Origin of the sequence: Comamonas composti DSM 21721 (assembly GCF_000429845.1) — a bacterium.
In the GTDB taxonomy this organism is placed as follows: domain Bacteria; phylum Pseudomonadota; class Gammaproteobacteria; order Burkholderiales; family Burkholderiaceae_C; genus Comamonas; species Comamonas composti.
This window is the reverse complement of sequence record NZ_AUCQ01000001.1, coordinates 260,769-275,817: the sequence shown is the minus strand read 5'-3', so window position 1 is coordinate 275,817 and position 15,049 is coordinate 260,769. Positions and strand designations below refer to the sequence as shown.

The 15,049-nt window shown below is 64.2% G+C and carries 15 protein-coding genes; 8 read left to right on the top strand and 7 right to left on the bottom strand.

Translation table 11 applies throughout. The annotated features are described in order from the left end of the window. The first annotated feature begins 213 nt into the window (after positions 1-213). From G486_RS0101200 to G486_RS0101190, 3 genes are read left to right on the top strand one after another with little or no spacing between them, the layout of a single operon-like run. On the top strand, positions 214-546 hold the full coding sequence (locus G486_RS0101200; RefSeq protein ID WP_084454952.1) for a FeoA family protein: 333 nt from the start codon (positions 214-216) through the stop codon (positions 544-546). Then, on the top strand, positions 543-2,471 hold the full coding sequence (gene feoB / locus G486_RS0101195) for a ferrous iron transporter B (RefSeq protein ID WP_027013882.1): 1,929 nt from the start codon (positions 543-545) through the stop codon (positions 2,469-2,471). Before G486_RS0101200 ends, feoB begins: the two co-directional genes overlap by 4 nt. Positions 2,472-2,484: 13 nt before the next feature. Next, positions 2,485-2,673, top strand: a complete 189-nt coding sequence (locus G486_RS0101190; RefSeq protein ID WP_027013881.1) for a hypothetical protein — start codon at positions 2,485-2,487, stop codon at positions 2,671-2,673. Positions 2,674-2,782: 109 nt separating this feature from the next. Here G486_RS0101190 and bfr read toward each other — a convergent pair whose 3' ends face one another. After that, entirely contained in the window at positions 2,783-3,259 is a 477-nt protein-coding gene (gene bfr / locus G486_RS0101185) for a bacterioferritin (RefSeq protein ID WP_027013880.1), read from the bottom strand. 424 nt (positions 3,260-3,683) lie between these two features. On the opposite strand from bfr, the gene ahpC reads away from it, so the two are divergent. Both ahpC and ahpF read left to right on the top strand, forming a co-directional pair. Next, positions 3,684-4,247, top strand: coding sequence for an alkyl hydroperoxide reductase subunit C (gene ahpC / locus G486_RS0101175; protein WP_027013879.1), 564 nt, complete (start codon positions 3,684-3,686; stop codon positions 4,245-4,247). Between the two features lie 233 nt (positions 4,248-4,480). Beyond that, positions 4,481-6,037: an alkyl hydroperoxide reductase subunit F gene (ahpF, locus tag G486_RS0101170; RefSeq protein ID WP_027013878.1), complete on the top strand. Its 1,557-nt coding sequence runs from the start codon at positions 4,481-4,483 to the stop codon at positions 6,035-6,037. Positions 6,038-6,284: 247 nt separating this feature from the next. On the opposite strand, the gene G486_RS0101165 is transcribed toward ahpF, so the two are convergent. From G486_RS0101165 to G486_RS0101155, 3 genes are all read right to left on the bottom strand, one after another. Then, entirely contained in the window at positions 6,285-7,799 is a 1,515-nt protein-coding gene (locus G486_RS0101165) for a tripartite tricarboxylate transporter permease (RefSeq protein ID WP_027013877.1), read from the bottom strand. After that, positions 7,799-8,365: a tripartite tricarboxylate transporter TctB family protein gene (locus G486_RS0101160; RefSeq protein WP_034386230.1), complete on the bottom strand. Its 567-nt coding sequence runs from the start codon at positions 8,363-8,365 to the stop codon at positions 7,799-7,801. Before G486_RS0101160 ends, G486_RS0101165 begins: the two co-directional genes overlap by 1 nt. 188 nt (positions 8,366-8,553) lie before the next feature. After that, entirely contained in the window at positions 8,554-9,513 is a 960-nt protein-coding gene (locus G486_RS0101155) for a Bug family tripartite tricarboxylate transporter substrate binding protein (RefSeq protein WP_027013875.1), read from the bottom strand. Between the two features lie 136 nt (positions 9,514-9,649). Here G486_RS0101155 and G486_RS0101150 point away from each other — a divergent pair, with 136 nt between their 5' ends. From G486_RS0101150 to G486_RS0101140, 3 genes are read left to right on the top strand one after another with little or no spacing between them, the layout of a single operon-like run. After that, the gene (locus G486_RS0101150; RefSeq protein WP_027013874.1) at positions 9,650-10,336 is read left to right on the top strand and encodes a response regulator transcription factor; all 687 of its coding nucleotides are present in this window, start codon (positions 9,650-9,652) and stop codon (positions 10,334-10,336) included. Between the two features lie 7 nt (positions 10,337-10,343). Further along, positions 10,344-11,813, top strand: coding sequence for a sensor histidine kinase (locus G486_RS0101145; RefSeq protein WP_027013873.1), 1,470 nt, complete (start codon positions 10,344-10,346; stop codon positions 11,811-11,813). Positions 11,814-11,851: 38 nt separating this feature from the next. Then, a complete protein-coding gene (locus G486_RS0101140; protein ID WP_027013872.1) occupies positions 11,852-12,298 on the top strand; it encodes an RNA-binding S4 domain-containing protein in 447 nt (148 codons plus the stop codon). 98 nt (positions 12,299-12,396) lie between these two features. On the opposite strand, the gene G486_RS0101135 is transcribed toward G486_RS0101140, so the two are convergent. The 3 genes from G486_RS0101135 to G486_RS0101125 form a co-directional block, all read right to left on the bottom strand. After that, positions 12,397-13,143 (bottom strand): 16S rRNA pseudouridine(516) synthase, encoded by a 747-nt coding sequence (locus G486_RS0101135; RefSeq protein WP_027013871.1) that lies wholly within the window; start codon positions 13,141-13,143, stop codon positions 12,397-12,399. 132 nt (positions 13,144-13,275) lie between these two features. Next, positions 13,276-14,037 carry an ABC transporter ATP-binding protein gene (locus tag G486_RS0101130; protein ID WP_407059778.1) on the bottom strand — a complete coding sequence of 254 codons (762 nt, stop codon included), beginning with the start codon at positions 14,035-14,037 and terminating at the stop codon, positions 13,276-13,278. Next, positions 14,034-14,813: an ABC transporter ATP-binding protein gene (locus G486_RS0101125; protein ID WP_027013869.1), complete on the bottom strand. Its 780-nt coding sequence runs from the start codon at positions 14,811-14,813 to the stop codon at positions 14,034-14,036. Before G486_RS0101125 ends, G486_RS0101130 begins: the two co-directional genes overlap by 4 nt. Between the last annotated feature and the right edge of the window lie 236 nt (positions 14,814-15,049).

Below are 15,049 nucleotides of genomic sequence, written 5' to 3'. Positions count from 1 at the left end.
AAACAAGGCTCCACGTTTGTCCACTTGCGTATGACTGTGAACACGCTCTGAGGGCGGGGGTAGCCCGGTGATAAAAAGCAAAGCAAGTGCCGTGAAAACCCAGTCTGGGACGCGGGAAATGGGCGCGCATTCTCCTAATACCATGAGCTTTGCTCAAGGTTGGGTTTCAGTGAAAATGAGAAGGATGAGAATAAAAATCAGTTGAAAACAACCATGCATCCAGACCACGCACGCCAAGGCCCGGCACAGCCCGAAGGCAGGATTTCCGATCAGCTGCCCACCCTCAATCTCGATGCCTTGCCTGGCGCCACGCCTGCCCATGTCGTGGGTCTGAACGAGGCGGCGAATGCCGGGCAGCAGGAGCTTGTGCTGCGGCTCATGGAAATCGGCTTTTTGCCGGGCGAGCCCGTGAGCATCGTGGCTGCGGGCTTTCCCGCGCGCGATCCCCTGGCCGTGCGCATAGGTCAGGCCACGTTTGCGCTGCGTCGGCACGAGGCGGCCCTGGTTCGGGTCCGCCCTGGTGTTTTCAACGGGGAGAAGGCATGAGCGCACAGGAGCAAGTCCTGCAGCCCCTGGGACGATCCGCCGATGCCGGCGTGCTGCGCCTTGCGCTTTTGGGCAATCCCAATTGCGGCAAGACCGCATTGTTCAATCTGCTTACGGGCGCGCGCCAGAAGGTTGCGAACTACGCAGGCGTGACCGTGGAGCGCAAGGAAGGCTGGCTGAGCACGGGCAGCGGCCGCCGCGTTCGCGTGCTCGACCTGCCGGGAACCTACAGCCTGCATGCGCACAGCGAGGATGAGCGCATCACGCGCGACATCGTCTCGGGCCGGCATGCGAGTGAGGCGCCGCCCGAGCTCCTGGTCTGCGTGACCGATGCCACGCACTTGCGCCTGAATCTGCGCCTGGTGCTGGAAGCCCGGCAACTGGGCTTGCCCATGGTGCTGGTGCTCAACATGAGCGATATGGCGCAGCGCCAGGGCATAGAGATCGACCGTCAGGCCCTCGAGCGCGAACTCGGCATGCCTGTGCTGGCCTCGGTGGGGGTGCGCGAGGGCGGGGCAGGCGAGATCCTGGCCTGGCTCGACGCCCTGGACCCAGGCCGGCTTGCACCTCCTGCGCCTGCGGGCGACAAGACCTACGCGCAGGACGGCGATGCACGTGCCCAGGTCATGGCCCTGCACCAGAAAGTGGCCGCCATCGTGTCCAGGTGCGTGAACGAGCCCCAGGTGGATACGCGGCGCGACGACCGCATCGATGCCGTGGTTCTGCACCCTCTATGGGGCATGCTGCTGCTGGCGGCCACGCTGCTGCTCATGTTCCAGGCTGTGTTCAGCTGGGCCGAGCCATTGATGGAGGGCATAGAGGGCGGCATGTCCCAGCTCTCGGCCCTGGTCGCGCGCAGCCTGCCCGAAGGCATGCTCGGCAGCCTGATCGCCGACGGCATGATTGCCGGCGCTGGCAGCGTGCTGGTGTTCCTGCCGCAGATCCTGATCCTGTTTCTCTTCATCCTCGCGCTGGAGGACTCGGGCTATCTGCCGCGTGCGGCTTTCCTGCTGGACCGGCTCATGGGCCGCGTGGGCCTGTCGGGGCGTTCCTTCATTCCCTTGCTTTCGAGCTTTGCCTGCGCCATACCCGGCATCATGGCAACGCGCTCCATTACCAGCTGGCGCGACCGGCTGGTGACCATCATGATCGCGCCGCTGATGACCTGTTCGGCCCGCCTGCCGGTCTACACGCTGATCATCGCCGCCTTTGTGCCGCGCCAGGATGTGGGCTGGTTCAATCTGCAGGGCCTGGTCATGTTCGGACTGTATGCGGGCGGCATTCTCAGCGCGCTGGCCGTCGCGGGCGTTGCCAAGCTCATGGGACGCAGCGCCGGGCCTACGCCGCTGCTCATGGAGCTGCCGACTTACCGCTGGCCCAGTCCGCGCAGCCTGGCCCTGGGGCTGTGGGAGAGGGCCTTGATCTTTCTGCGCCGCGTGGGCGGCATCATCCTGGCCGTGAGCATCGTGCTGTGGTTTCTGGCCACATATCCTGCACCGCCGGACGGTGCGACCGAGGCCGCGATTCGCTACAGCTTCGCAGGCCGCATCGGCAACTGGCTAGAGCCCTTGCTGGCGCCCATTGGCTTTAACTGGCAGATCGCCATTGCGCTGGTGCCGGGCATGGCTGCGCGCGAGGTCGCGGTAAGTGCGCTTGGCACGGTGTATGCGCTGTCGGCCGCAAGCGAAGAGGCCATGGCCGAGCAGCTCGGCCCTTTGATCGCGAACAGCTGGTCGCTGGCCACGGCCTTGTCGCTGCTGGCCTGGTTCGTGTTTGCGCCGCAGTGCATATCCACACTCGCGGCCGTCAAGCGCGAGACCAATGGCTGGCGCTATCCGCTGCTGATGACGGCCTACCTGTTTGGCCTGGCCTATCTGGCCAGCTTCATCACTTACCGCGTGGCCCTGGCCCTGGGGGCCGGATAGGGAGGGCGTTTGCATGTGGCAGAACATCATTGTCGGCATCATCGTGATCTTGGCCGCAGCGTTCTTGCTGTGGCGCTATCTGCCCATGGCCTGGCGTCAGAGGGCTGGACGACTGCATCCGGCGCTGGCACCCAAAGGAGGCGGCTGCGGCGGCTGCAGCGCCTGTGAAGGCGACAGCTGCGCGCCCGATGGCAGACGCTGAGCATCCTGGTGCCTGCTACCTTCAAAGCCTTGTGATGGAGGCCGTCACAAGGCTTTGAAGGTAGCAGGCAGGGGAACGCTCGAAGAGCTGCGTTCTACGAATCTTTGCCCTAGGAGTCCTCGCCCATCTGGGACTGCAGATAGTTCTGCACGCCGACCTTTTCTATGAGCTCGATCTGGGTTTCCAGGTAGTCGATGTGCTCCTCGGTGTCGTCCAGGATCTTCTGCAGCAGATCGCGCGAGACATAGTCGCGCACGCTTTCGCAATGGGCCATGCCTTCCTTGATGGTCTGCTGGGATGCGAGCTCCAGGCGCAGGTCGCAGGCCAGGGCTTCGGGCACATCCTCGCCGATCTGCAGCTTGCCCAGGTCCTGCAGGTTGGGCAGGCCGTCGAGCATGAAGATGCGGTCCATGAGCCAGTCGGCGTGCTTCATCTCGCCGATCGACTCCTTGTATTCCTTCTTTGCGAGCTTGTCCAAGCCCCAGTGCTTGTACATGCGGTAGTGCAGAAAGTACTGGTTGATGGCAGTGAGCTCGTTCTTGAGCTGGGCTTGCAGCCAGGCTATGGCCTGTGTATCGCCTTTCATGGGGGCTCCTTTTTTGATGGGTACGCGTCGACGATTATCCCGTGGGTTTGCTCGGCCTCATGAAAACCCTTGCTTTGCCGGATTAGTTGCATATAAGGTGCGTTCTCGTTCGCAAATCGCTGGGTCGAGAACGTGTTCATGGTCTTCAGGCTGGGTGGCATTCATGAGCCCGCAAACCTGCTTCCAAGCCCGGGAGGTGGGCTGATGGCAGACATGTCCGCCATGGGCAATGCTTGCAATATGTGAATTCGGCCCAAAATAGTCTCTTCTGTCCGGGCTGGAGACAGCTGTGGCGCAGATGAATGAGAGGTTTGAGTTTTAGTTTTTATCAATCGATTTGATTCCATCAATCAATTGGATCAATTGATTGGGGAAACCTACACTTGAGTCTGTTCAATTGATTCACTCAACAAAGGAAACGTCAATGTCCGTGCTTAACACCACTATCAAGCCCTTCGCAACGCAAGCCTTCAAAAACGGCAAGTTCATTGAAGTGACCGAAAAAGACGTGCTGGGCAAGTGGGCCGTGTTCTTCTTCTACCCTGCCGACTTCACCTTTGTGTGCCCCACCGAGCTTGGCGACGTGGCCGACCACTATGACGAGCTGCAAAAGCTGGGCGTGGAGGTCTACTCCGTGTCCACCGATACGCACTTCGTGCACAAGGCATGGCACGACGCTTCGGACACCATCCGCAAGATCAAGTACACCATGCTGGGCGACCAGACCTGGCAGATCAGCCAGAACTTCGACTGCCTGCGCGAAGGTCAGGGCCTGGCCGACCGTGCCACCTTCATCGTCGATCCCGATGGCGTGATCCAGGCCATGGAAATCACGGCCGAAGGCATTGGCCGCAACGCTGCCGACCTGCTGCGCAAGGTCAAGGCTGCCCAGTACGTTCGCAACCACCCCGGCGAAGTCTGCCCCGCCAAGTGGGAAGAAGGCGCCAAGACCCTGGCTCCTTCGCTGGACCTGGTCGGCAAGATCTAAAGATCCCCTGAGCCGCTGAGCGGCTTCCCCCCTGGAGGGGGGACGACAGCCTCAGCAAAGGGGCAGTCCTTGCTTGCTGCCTTTTGTTTTTTGGCCGTGCCGGTTTTGTGTGCGGCGCCAAAAGCTTGGCTCAGCTAAGACAACCACAATAGAACAACTGTTGAAGACGCCCGGGTGCCTGGCGCCCGGGCTTTTTTTATCCAGAATTTTGCATACCAAGAAGGAGTTCCGACATGCTCGACAACAACCTGAAAGCCCAACTCAAGGCCTATCTGGAGCGCCTGCAGCGTCCCGTGGAGCTGGTGGCTGCGCTGGATGACAGCGAAGGTGCGCGCGAGCTCAAGGAGCTGCTGCTGGAGATCCGCGAGCTCAGCGACAAGATCACCGTGGTCGAGAGCAACGAGGCTGATGTGCGCAAGCCCTCGTTCCTGATCACCAACCCCGGCGAGGACACGGGCCTGCGCTTTGCAGGCGTGCCTCTGGGTCATGAGTTCACCTCGCTGGTACTGGCCTTGCTGCAGGTCGGCGGCCATCCTTCCAAGGAGGCTGCGGAGCTGCTCGAACAGGTGCGCAACATCGATGTGCCCCTGCACTTCGAGACCTTCTACTCGCTGTCCTGCCATAACTGTCCCGACGTGGTTCAGGCCCTGAACCTGATGTCCGTGCTCAACCCCAAGATCAGCCATACGGCAATCGACGGTGGCCTGTTCCAGAAGGAAGTCGAAGAGCGCGGCGTGATGGGCGTGCCCACGGTCTTTGTGAACGGCGAGCGCTTCGGCCAGGGGCGCATGGAGCTGGCCGAGATCGTGGCCAAGGTCGATACCGGCGCAGCTGCCCGAGAGGCCGAGAAGATCTCCGCCAAGCAAGCCTTCGACGTGCTCGTCGTGGGCGGTGGCCCTGCTGGCGCCGCAGCGGCGATCTACGCGGCACGCAAGGGCATACGCACCGGCGTGGCTGCCGAGCGCCTGGGCGGCCAGGTGCTGGACACCGTGGACATCGAGAACTTCATCTCCGTCTCCAAGACCGAAGGGCCGCAACTGGCTGCTGCCATGGAGCGTCATGTGCGCGACTATGAAGTGGACATCATGAACCTGCAGACTGCAGCCAAGCTGATTCCTGCCAGCGAGGAGGGCGGCCTGATCGAGGTGCAGACCGAGTCCGGTGCCAAGCTCAGGTCCAAGACCGTGATCCTCTCGACGGGTGCGCGCTGGCGCAACATGAACGTGCCCGGCGAGGACACCTACCGCACCAAGGGCGTGACCTACTGCCCTCACTGCGACGGCCCGCTGTTCAAGGGCAAGGACGTGGCCGTGATCGGCGGCGGCAACTCGGGTGTGGAAGCTGCGATCGACCTGGCCGGCCTGGTCAAACATGTGACGGTGCTGGAGTTCGCAGCCGAACTCAAGGCCGATGCCGTGCTGCAGAAAAAGCTGCGCAGCCTGCCGAACGTGAGCGTCATCCTCAATGCCCAGACCACCGAGGTCAACGGCGATGGCAAGAAGGTGACGGGCCTGACCTACAAGGACCGCACGAACGATGAGACCAAGACCGTGGCGCTCGAAGGCATCTTCGTGCAGATCGGCCTGCTGCCCAATACCGACTGGCTCAAGGGCACGGTGGAGCTTTCGCGCTTTGGCGAGATCGTGATCGATGCCAAGGGCCATACCAATGTGCCCGGCGTGTTTGCGGCAGGCGACTGCACGAATGTGCCCTACAAGCAGATCATCATCGCCGCAGGCGCAGGCGCCACGGCTGCGCTGTCGGCGTTCGATCACCTGATCAGGCATTGAGCCAGTCCCCGCAGGGTGGACTATGGATTGGTGTTGTCCGCTTGCGTGTGACTGCTGCCCCCAAAGGGGGCAGTTTTTTGTCTTGGGGTGCAGCCGGGGCAGCAAAAAAGCCCCTGTCTTTCGACAGGGGCCGTAAGAACGTGTTCACGATCTCTACGCTGCCGCGTTGGAGCGCAATCGTGAACACGCTTTAAGCGCCCGGGAACACCATGTTTTGCATCCGTCGGGCAGGCTAGCAAACGTCATATCAGGCAGGGGCCGAGCCGGGTGATGCTTTCGACGACATGCGCTTGAGCACACGCGGCACGATCAGCACCGCCAGCACGATGACGACCAGGGTCAACGACATGGGACGCTGCAAGAAGATCATCCAGCTGCCCTCGCCTATGGCCACGGCATTGCGCATCTGCGCTTCTGCGAGCGGGCCGAGAATCATGCCGACCACCACGGGAGCCGTGGGAAAGTCAAAGCGCCGCATGATCACGCCCAGCACGCCTATGCCATAGAGCAGGAACAGATCGAACGCACTCTGCCGCATTCCGTAAGCGCCCACCGTGGCAAAGATCAAGATACCGGCATAAAGCTGGGGGCGAGGAATCTTGAGCAGCTTGACCCACAGGCCGACCATGGGCAGGTTGAGCACCAGCAGCATGAGATTGCCGATGTAGAGCGAGGCAATCAAGGCCCAGACCAGTGCTGCGGACGAGCTGAACAATTGAGGGCCGGGGTTGATGCCATAGTTTTGAAAAGCCCCGAGCAGCACGGCCGTGGTGTTGCTCGTGGGTATGCCCAGGGTCAGAAGAGGAATCAGCGCAGCCGTCACTGTGGCATTGTTTGCGGCTTCGGGGCCTGCCACGCCTTCGATGGCGCCCCGGGTGCCGAACTCGGCCCTGTCCTCTCCCTTGGCCAGCTTTTTCTCGGTGGCATAGCTCAGAAAGGTCGGGATTTCGGTGCCGCCTGCAGGAATGCAGCCGAACGGTGCACCTATGGCCGTGCCGCGCAACCAGGCTGGCCACGAGCGCCTCCAGTCGCGAGCCGTCATGTGCACGCGGCCCATCCTGTTTTGCGTCTCCGAGACACGGCCTTCATACAGCGCTGCGTGCAACACTTCGGCCACGGCAAACAGGCCCACGGCCACCAGCACGATGTCTATGCCGTCGAGCAATTCCATCCGGCCCATGCTGTAGCGCGCCGCTCCCGAGATCTGGTCCATGCCCACGCAGCCCAGGGCCAGGCCCAGGAACAGCGCCGTCATGCCGCGCAATGCGCTTTGCCCCAGCACCGCGCTCACGGTGGTGAAGGCCAGCACCATGAGCATGAAGTATTCGGGCGGACCGAGCTTGACCGCAAACTCGGCCACCGACGGCGCAAACAGCGTGACCACGACGGTGGCCACGGTGCCGGCGACAAACGAGCCTATGGCCGAGGTGGCCAGCGCCGCGCCGGCCCGGCCGCTCTTGGCCATCTTGTTGCCCTCCATGGCCGTGACCATGGAGGCCGTCTCGCCAGGGGTGTTGAGCAAGATGGAGGTTGTCGATCCGCCATACATGGCGCCGTAATAAATGCCGGCGAAGAAGATCATGGAGGCCGTGACCTCGACCTTGGCCGTGATCGGCAGCAGCATGGCCACGGCCACGGCCGGACCAATACCGGGAAGCACGCCCACGGCGGTTCCCAAAGCGCAGCCGACCAGGGCCCACAGCAGGTTGCTGACGGTCAAGGCCGTCGCAAAGCCCGCGAGCAAGGCGTCAAAGATTTCCATTACAGCCACCCTGTTTCGGTAAGGCCTGGCAGATTGATCGCCAGAAATTGCGTGAAGGTCCAGAACACGGGGGCCGAGATGACGAGGCCGGTGATCACATCCTTGAGCCAGGTGACGGGCGAACCTGCCTGGGGTTGATGGGCCGCGCGGCGCAGTCCTTGCACGGCCAGCACATAGCACAGCGTGCAGCTCAGGATGAAGCCCAGCGTGCCTATGAGGGCGGCATTGCTCAGCAGGCCTGCGGAGACCCAGACACCGGCGCCCAGATCCGCACGTGGCTGGCCGCCCGGGTCGGCCGCTTCGCGAAACCCGCCGGACCTTGCCTCCCATACCAGCCAGGCGCCGCACAGCGCCAGCACCACGGTGCACAGCCAGGGCAGAAAGTTGGGGCCGACACCGCCGTAACCGGCATCGGCCGAGATCTGCAGCGCACCGGCCCCCAGGCCCAGGGCCACGAGCAGCACGCCTGCTCCCACAATGGTCTGGGCGCGCGCCGAAGGCACGCAGCTGGGTATCTGCGAGGCAGCGTCAGCTGCAGGAATGGAAGATGCACAGGGTTCGGGCATAAATGGCTCCTGACGGAATGCCCGGGCTGGACGCCCGGGCCTTTGCAGGCATCAGAAAAGGGAAGGACGGTGCGGCGTAAAAGCCGGGCGGCTCTTGCGCGAAAGCCCTCGCGGGCATCCACCTGAAAGCCGCTGGGAGCGGGGCAAGGCGCGCGCAAGGCCTTCCCCCGCAAGCTCCGGCGACAGAATCAGACCATGCCGGACTTGACCATGGTGGCGCGCAGGCTCGCGAACTCCTGGTCCACAAAGCTCGCAAACGCGTCGCCGGCGAGCCAGGCCGGAGTCCAGCCGTTCTTGTCCAGGGCTTCGGCCCAGGCCTTGCTCTTGGTGGCCTTTTCAATCATGGCAATCAAGGCATCGCGCTGGGGCTTGCTCAGGCCCGGTGCGCCGTACACACCACGCCAGTTGCCGATTTCCACGTTGATGCCCTGCTCCTTGAGCGTGGGCGTGTCCAGGCCCTTGAGGCGCTGGGCCGAAGTCACGCCAATGGGCTTCATCTTGCCGGTGGCGATGTATTCGGCGAACTCGCTATAGCCGCTGCCGCCGATGGTGACATTGCCCCCGAGAATGGCCGAGATCGCCTCTCCGCCCCCCCGGAAGGCCACATAGTTGATCTTGCCGGGGTCGACGCCGACCTCGCGTGCAATCATGGCCGCCGCAATATGCTCGGTGGAGCCGCGCGAGCCGCCACCCCACTTGATCGAGCCCGGATCCTTCTTGAGTTGGGCGATGACCTCGGCCATGTTCTTGTAAGGCGAGTTCGCGGGCAGCACGAAGACGTTGTACTCGCTGGTCAGGCGCGTGAGCGGCGTGGCCTGGCTCAGGCTCACAGGCGGCTTGCCCGTGATGATGCCGCCCAGCATGACGGCCCCCATGACCATCATGGCATTCGCATCGCCCTTGCTGCCGTTGACGAACTGCGCAAGCCCTATGGCGCCGGCCGCGCCGCCCTTGTTCTCGTAGGTCACGGAAGAGGCCTGGGCTGCATCCTGCAAGGCCTTGCCCAGGGCGCGGCCCGTGGTGTCCCAACCGCCGCCGGGGTTGGCCGGCAGCATCATCTTCACAGCGGCGGCGGCCTGGGCCGAGAGCGGCAGCGATCCCGCTGCCGCGAGGGCGGCCAGCGATTTCAAAAAGGTATCACGGCGCATGCTTGTCGTCCTTGTGTTGTTAGGCTTTTGATCATCGACAGCCCAGCTGTCAAACAGCTGTCCAGGAGTCTAGGGATATCCCTAGAGCTTCGCTCCCCGGGCCCGGCCCTGGCTTGCCGGTGATAACGTACGCGCCATGCAATTGCTGCTTGTTGAAGACGACTCTGCGATGCGCACCACCTTGCAGCGCACGCTGATGCGGCGTGGCATACAGGTGAGCACGGCGGCCGACGGCCCCGAGGCCCTGAGCCAGTGGCTGGCGCGCGAGCCCGATGCCGTGGTGCTGGATCTGAGCCTGCCCGGCCTCGACGGCCTGCAGGTGCTGGAGCAGGCGCGCAGCCACGGCCTGCGCACCCCGGTGCTGATCCTCACGGCGCGCGGCACCGTGGGCGACCGCGTGCTCGGCCTGAACGCGGGCGCGGATGACTATCTGGCCAAGCCCTTTGACCTTGACGAGCTCGAAGCCCGGCTGCGTGCCCTGCAGCGCAGAAGCCTGGACAGCTTCACCACCAGGCCCGATGCCGAGAGCATGAGCCTGGGCCCTTTGCGACTGGACAAGCAAAGCGGCGCCTTTTATCTGCACGACAGCGTGCTGGAGCTGACTCCGCGCGAGCAGGCCTTGCTGCGCGCTCTTCTGGCCCGCCCCGGACATGCGGTGGCCAAGGAAAGGCTGTTTTCGCTGGTCTTTCCCGGCGAATCCGATGTGCAGTACGAGGCCGTGGAGGTCGTGGTCTACCGCCTGCGCAAAAAGCTCGCAGGCACGGGCGTGGAGCTGGTCACGCTGCGCGGCCTCGGCTATCTGATCAAGACCGCAAGCGCATGACGAGTGCATGAAGCCACGCACCGCTTCGCCCCGACGCAAGCCCTGGTCTTTGCGACGCCAGTTGCTGCTGGGCATTTTGCTGCCCGTGATGCTCTTCATCGGCTTCAATACCTGGAGCCAGCACCAGCAAACCCTGGCATCGCTGCACACGGCTTATGACCGCACGCTGCTGGCCTCGGCCAAGAGCATCAGCGAGCAGCTCGATGTGCAGGGCTTCGATGAAGCGGCCAAGCTGCGTGCCATCGTTCCTTATTCGGCGCTGGAAATCTTCGAGGCCGACAACCAAAGCCGCATGTACTACCGCGTCTCCGCGATGAGCGGAGCGCTGATCTCGGGCTTTGCCGAGCTGCCCATGTGGCATGGCCGCATTCCCCAGCGCCCACCCTACGCCGCCCTGGTGGATTTCTATGATGACGAGTTTCGCGGCCTGCCGGTGCGTGTGGCCGTGCTGCTGCAGCCGGTGTCCAGCGCCCATGGGCGGGGCATGGCCGTGATCCAGGTCGCGGAGACCCTGGAGCTGCGCGAGACCCTGGCCCTGCAGATTCTGCGCAATACGCTGGCACGCCAGGCCTTGCTGCTGGCGGCCATCGCCCTCATCGTGGTTGCGGCCGTGCAGCGCTCCACCCAGCCCGTGCGCCAGCTCAGCGCCGATTTGCGCGCACGCCCCCAAGGCGATCTCAATCCCTTGTCTGCACCGGCTGCGCCCAGCGAAATTCAGCCCCTGCTCGAGGCCACCAATCAGCACATGCAGCGCCTGCGCCAGTTGCTGTCCGACCAGAAGCGCTTTGTGCGTGACGCTTCGCATCAACTGCGCACACCGCTGGCCGTGCTCAAGGCCCAGCTGCAATCGGCCCAGCGCGGCGACCTGCCGCCCCAGCAGGCGTTCGAGGAGATCGGCAGCACCGTCGAGAGGGCTGCGCGCCTGGCCAACCAGATGCTGGCCCTGGCCAAGGTCGAGCAGTTGCGCCAGGAGGGCAGTGTCCAGAGCGCGCCTGCGGCACTCAACGCCCTTGACGACATCGTGCGCGACATTGCCATCGAGCTCTCTCCCCTGATCGGCGAACGCGGCATGGATTTTTCCATCAGCACCGACCCCTGTCTCGTTCCTGCCCATGAGTGGATGCTGCGAGAGCTGGCGCGCAATCTGCTGCACAACGCCATACGCCACACGCCCAGGGGAGGGCGCTTGCACATAGGCGTGCACCGCGCAGGCAGCCAGGCCCTGCTCAGCATTCAGGACAGCGGCCCGGGCATCGATGGCGAGCTCGCCCAGCGGCTGTTCCAGCCGTTTTCGGCCGGCAACGAGCGCAGCGGCTCCGGCCTGGGTCTGGCCATCTGTCAGGAGATCGTGCAGGCCCTGGGCGGCAGCATCGAGCTGCGCAACCTCCACGAGCAAGGCCAGATCTGCGGGCTGGACGCCCAGGTCATCCTGCCCCTGCCGTCCGCGCACGGCGGGGCGCATGACCAACCCTCGTGACGATCTCCACCCCTTGCGCCCAGGAGCACAATCTACCCATGAGCGAAATCGAATCCATGCGACTGGACAAATGGCTGTGGTGCGCACGCTTTTACAAGACGCGCAGCCTGGCCGTGGAGGAAATCGGCAAGGGCCGCGTGAGCGTCAATGGCCAGCCCGTCAAGCCTGCGCGCGAGGTGCGCTGCGGCGACACCGTGGCGCTGCGCCAGGGCCAGATGCCGCGCACCGTGGTCATACGCGGCCTTTGCGGCATGCGCGGCCCCGCACCCATGGCCCAGGCGCTGTATGAGGAAACCGCCGAGAGCCTGGCCCAGCGCGCCCTGCTCAGCGAGCAGCGCCGCCTGGCCCCCGAGCCCGCCCAGACGATTGCGCGTGCGCACGAAGGCCGGCCCACCAAGCGCGACCGTCGCCAGATCGACGAGGCGCGCCAAAGCGGCTGGGGCGATCGCTGGAGCGCCTCCATCGACAAGCCCGGCAAACGCTGAGATCATATTTTGATAGCTGCTAGCACTTGCCAGTAGCCAATTTCAGCACTGAATCCAGCTGAAATGCAGGAGCAGCAAGCGCTACCAGCTCCTATATTTCATTTCGAAGGCTTGAGCTTGAGCAAGTCCCCGGCCGAAAGCCAGCGCCATTCACCGGGGGCGAGATCGGCGGGTAGCTCCAGCTCCCCGATCTTCCAGCGGTGCAGGCCCTCGACGCGATTGCTCACCGCTGCCAGCATGCGCTTGACCTGGTGGTACTTGCCCTCGGTCAGCGTCAGATCCAGCACATGGCTGTCCACGATCTCGCAGGCCGCAGCCTTGACCGGCTTGGGGTCATCATCGAGGACCACGCCAGCCAGCAGGCGCTGGAGCTGCTTTTCGTCCAGCGCGTGCTTGGTCGTCACGCGGTAGACCTTGGCCACATGCTTCTTGGGCGAGGTCATGCGGTGTATGAACTGGCCGTCGTCGCTGAGCAGCAGCAGGCCCGTCGTATCCTGGTCCAGCCGGCCCACGGCCTGCAGCCCCTGGATCGCGCCCTTGTTGGGCCGCTGACGCAGCGGTGCGGGCAGCAAGGTGTAGATGCTGGGATGGGCGGACGGCTTTTGCGAGCATTCCGTGCCCGCCGGCTTGTGCAGCATCACATAGCCCAGGGCCTGGTATTGCCACTCCTGGCCCTGCACGCGAAAACGCAGCCCCTCGGGCTGGACATCCAGCATCGAGTCCTGCACCTTGTCCCAGTCCTGGGCCTCTTCATTCCACAGTTCCACCCAGCCCTGCTGGACCAGGCCCGAGCAGACCCGGCGAATCCCGAAGCCCTGGGAGAACAACATATCCTGTAATTGCATAAGCCGCTTCAACGTATCCTGCCCGCGCGGCCACAGCGCGCGGCGCGTCTGCAATGTAGCCCAGAACCATTGCCTTCATGCCCAGGCCAGGAATCCTGCCAGCGCCCATGAGGCGGTGGCCGCGCTTGCGGCTCAGACGCTCAGATAGGCCCGGCGCACGGCTTCGTCGGCGGCCAGCCCGGCCATGCTCCCTGCAAAGCGGATCTGGCCCTTTTCCAGTACATAGGCGCGGTCCGACACCAGCTCGGCAAAGTGCATGTTCTGCTCGGACAGCAAAATGCTCACGCCCTGGGTCTTGAGCTCCAGGATCATCTGGGCCATCTGCTCCACGATCACCGGCGCCACGCCTTCGGAGGGCTCGTCCAGCAGCACCAGATAGGGATTGCCCATGAGGGTTCTGGCCACGCTCAGCATCTGCTGCTCGCCGCCGCTCATGGCCCCGCCCCGGCGGTCGGGCATTTCGCCGAGGTTGGGAAACAGCCGGTACAGGCGCTCGGGCGTCCAGCAGGGCGCAGCGCTGCCGTCCGGCCATTGGCGCGCAGCCTGGCGCCCGACCTCGAGGTTCTCGGCCACGCTCAGATCGGTGAACACGCGCCTGTCCTCGGGCACAAAGCCCAGGCCCAGGGCGGCGATCTCATGCGGTGCGCGCCGCGACAGATCGCGTCCCATGAAGTCCAGGCCTGCGCTGCGCCGCTGCAGCAAACCCATGATGGCCTTGAGGGTCGTCGATTTGCCTGCGCCATTGCGCCCCATGAGGGCCACGACCTCGCCGCGCCCCACATGCAGATCGACCTCGTAGAGAATCTGGGCCGCGCCATACCAGGCGCACAGCCCGCGCACATCCAGCAGCCGCGTCCCGGCTGCGCTGTCTGCCTTTGCTGCCGATGGGCTCACAGGGTCTCCTCTGCCGGTTTGCGGACCCCGAAGGTCTTGCCGCTGCCGAAATACACCTGCTGTACCTGGGGATGCTCGCGGATCATCTCGGGGCTGCCGCCGGCGATCAGGCGCCCGCGCGCGAGCACGATGATGCGATCGGCATAGGCAAAGACCACGTCCATGCTGTGCTCGGTGAACAGCACGGCCATGCGGCGCTCGACGACCAGCCTCTTGGTCAGCGCCATGAGCTCGTGGCGCTCGCCCGGGGCCATGCCGGCCGTGGGCTCATCCATGAGCAGCAGCCTGGGCTGGTTGGCCATGGCGACGGCCAGCTCCACGCGCTTGACGTCCCCATAGGCAAGCTCGCTGCAGGGCCGGCCGGCCTGGGCGGCCATGCCCACGCTGTCCAGCAGACCCAGCGCCTCGTCGCGCCTGTAGTCTGCGGCCCGGCGAGCAAAGCTGAAGGCGCGGCCATCCGCAGACAGCAAGGCCATTTGCACGTTCTCCAGCACCGACAGCGAGGCAAAGGTCTGGGCGATCTGGAAGGTGCGGCCCACGCCCAGCCTCCAGATCTCGCGCGGCTGCAGCCCCACGAGCTCCACACCGCCAAGCCGGATCGAGCCCGCATCGGCCTTGAGCTGGCCGTTGAGCATGTTGAAGGTCGTGGACTTGCCCGCGCCATTCGGGCCGATCAAGGCCAGCAACTCCCCCGCCTCAAGCTCGAAGTCGATGCCATCCACGGCCCTGACCCCGCCAAAGGACTTGCCCAGCCCCGACACCTTCAAAAGACCCACGCCCGACCTCCCGCCAACTGCGACCCGCCCTCAGCCCGGCTGACACTTGGGACGGATTGAACATCCGGGAGCAACCCGGTCGAAGATGCCCGAGGCACTGCATCGGGCGCCTGCATTTTCGGCGATGCCGCAGGCGGCACGATCCTGCCCCGGAAAAAACAGTGCTTGTGCGGTGCTTCAGCTTCAATTCAATACACGTGAGTCAGGCGCAGCTGAAGAGGAGCGCGCGGTCGTAC

Bases quoted from the DNA above. Each gene is read 5' to 3' on its own strand.
- G486_RS0101200 (WP_084454952.1), top strand. From the start codon at position 214: ATGCATCCAGACCACGCACGCCAAGGCCCGGCACAGCCCGAAGGCAGG.
- feoB (WP_027013882.1), top strand. From the start codon at position 543: ATGAGCGCACAGGAGCAAGTCCTGCAGCCCCTGGGACGATCCGCCGAT.
- G486_RS0101190 (WP_027013881.1), top strand. From the start codon at position 2,485: ATGTGGCAGAACATCATTGTCGGCATCATCGTGATCTTGGCCGCAGCG.
- bfr (WP_027013880.1), bottom strand. From the start codon at position 3,259: ATGAAAGGCGATACACAGGCCATAGCCTGGCTGCAAGCCCAGCTCAAG.
- ahpC (WP_027013879.1), top strand. From the start codon at position 3,684: ATGTCCGTGCTTAACACCACTATCAAGCCCTTCGCAACGCAAGCCTTC.
- ahpF (WP_027013878.1), top strand. From the start codon at position 4,481: ATGCTCGACAACAACCTGAAAGCCCAACTCAAGGCCTATCTGGAGCGC.
- G486_RS0101165 (WP_027013877.1), bottom strand. From the start codon at position 7,799: ATGGAAATCTTTGACGCCTTGCTCGCGGGCTTTGCGACGGCCTTGACC.
- G486_RS0101160 (WP_034386230.1), bottom strand. From the start codon at position 8,365: ATGCCCGAACCCTGTGCATCTTCCATTCCTGCAGCTGACGCTGCCTCG.
- G486_RS0101155 (WP_027013875.1), bottom strand. From the start codon at position 9,513: ATGCGCCGTGATACCTTTTTGAAATCGCTGGCCGCCCTCGCGGCAGCG.
- G486_RS0101150 (WP_027013874.1), top strand. From the start codon at position 9,650: ATGCAATTGCTGCTTGTTGAAGACGACTCTGCGATGCGCACCACCTTG.
- G486_RS0101145 (WP_027013873.1), top strand. From the start codon at position 10,344: ATGAAGCCACGCACCGCTTCGCCCCGACGCAAGCCCTGGTCTTTGCGA.
- G486_RS0101140 (WP_027013872.1), top strand. From the start codon at position 11,852: ATGAGCGAAATCGAATCCATGCGACTGGACAAATGGCTGTGGTGCGCA.
- G486_RS0101135 (WP_027013871.1), bottom strand. From the start codon at position 13,143: ATGCAATTACAGGATATGTTGTTCTCCCAGGGCTTCGGGATTCGCCGG.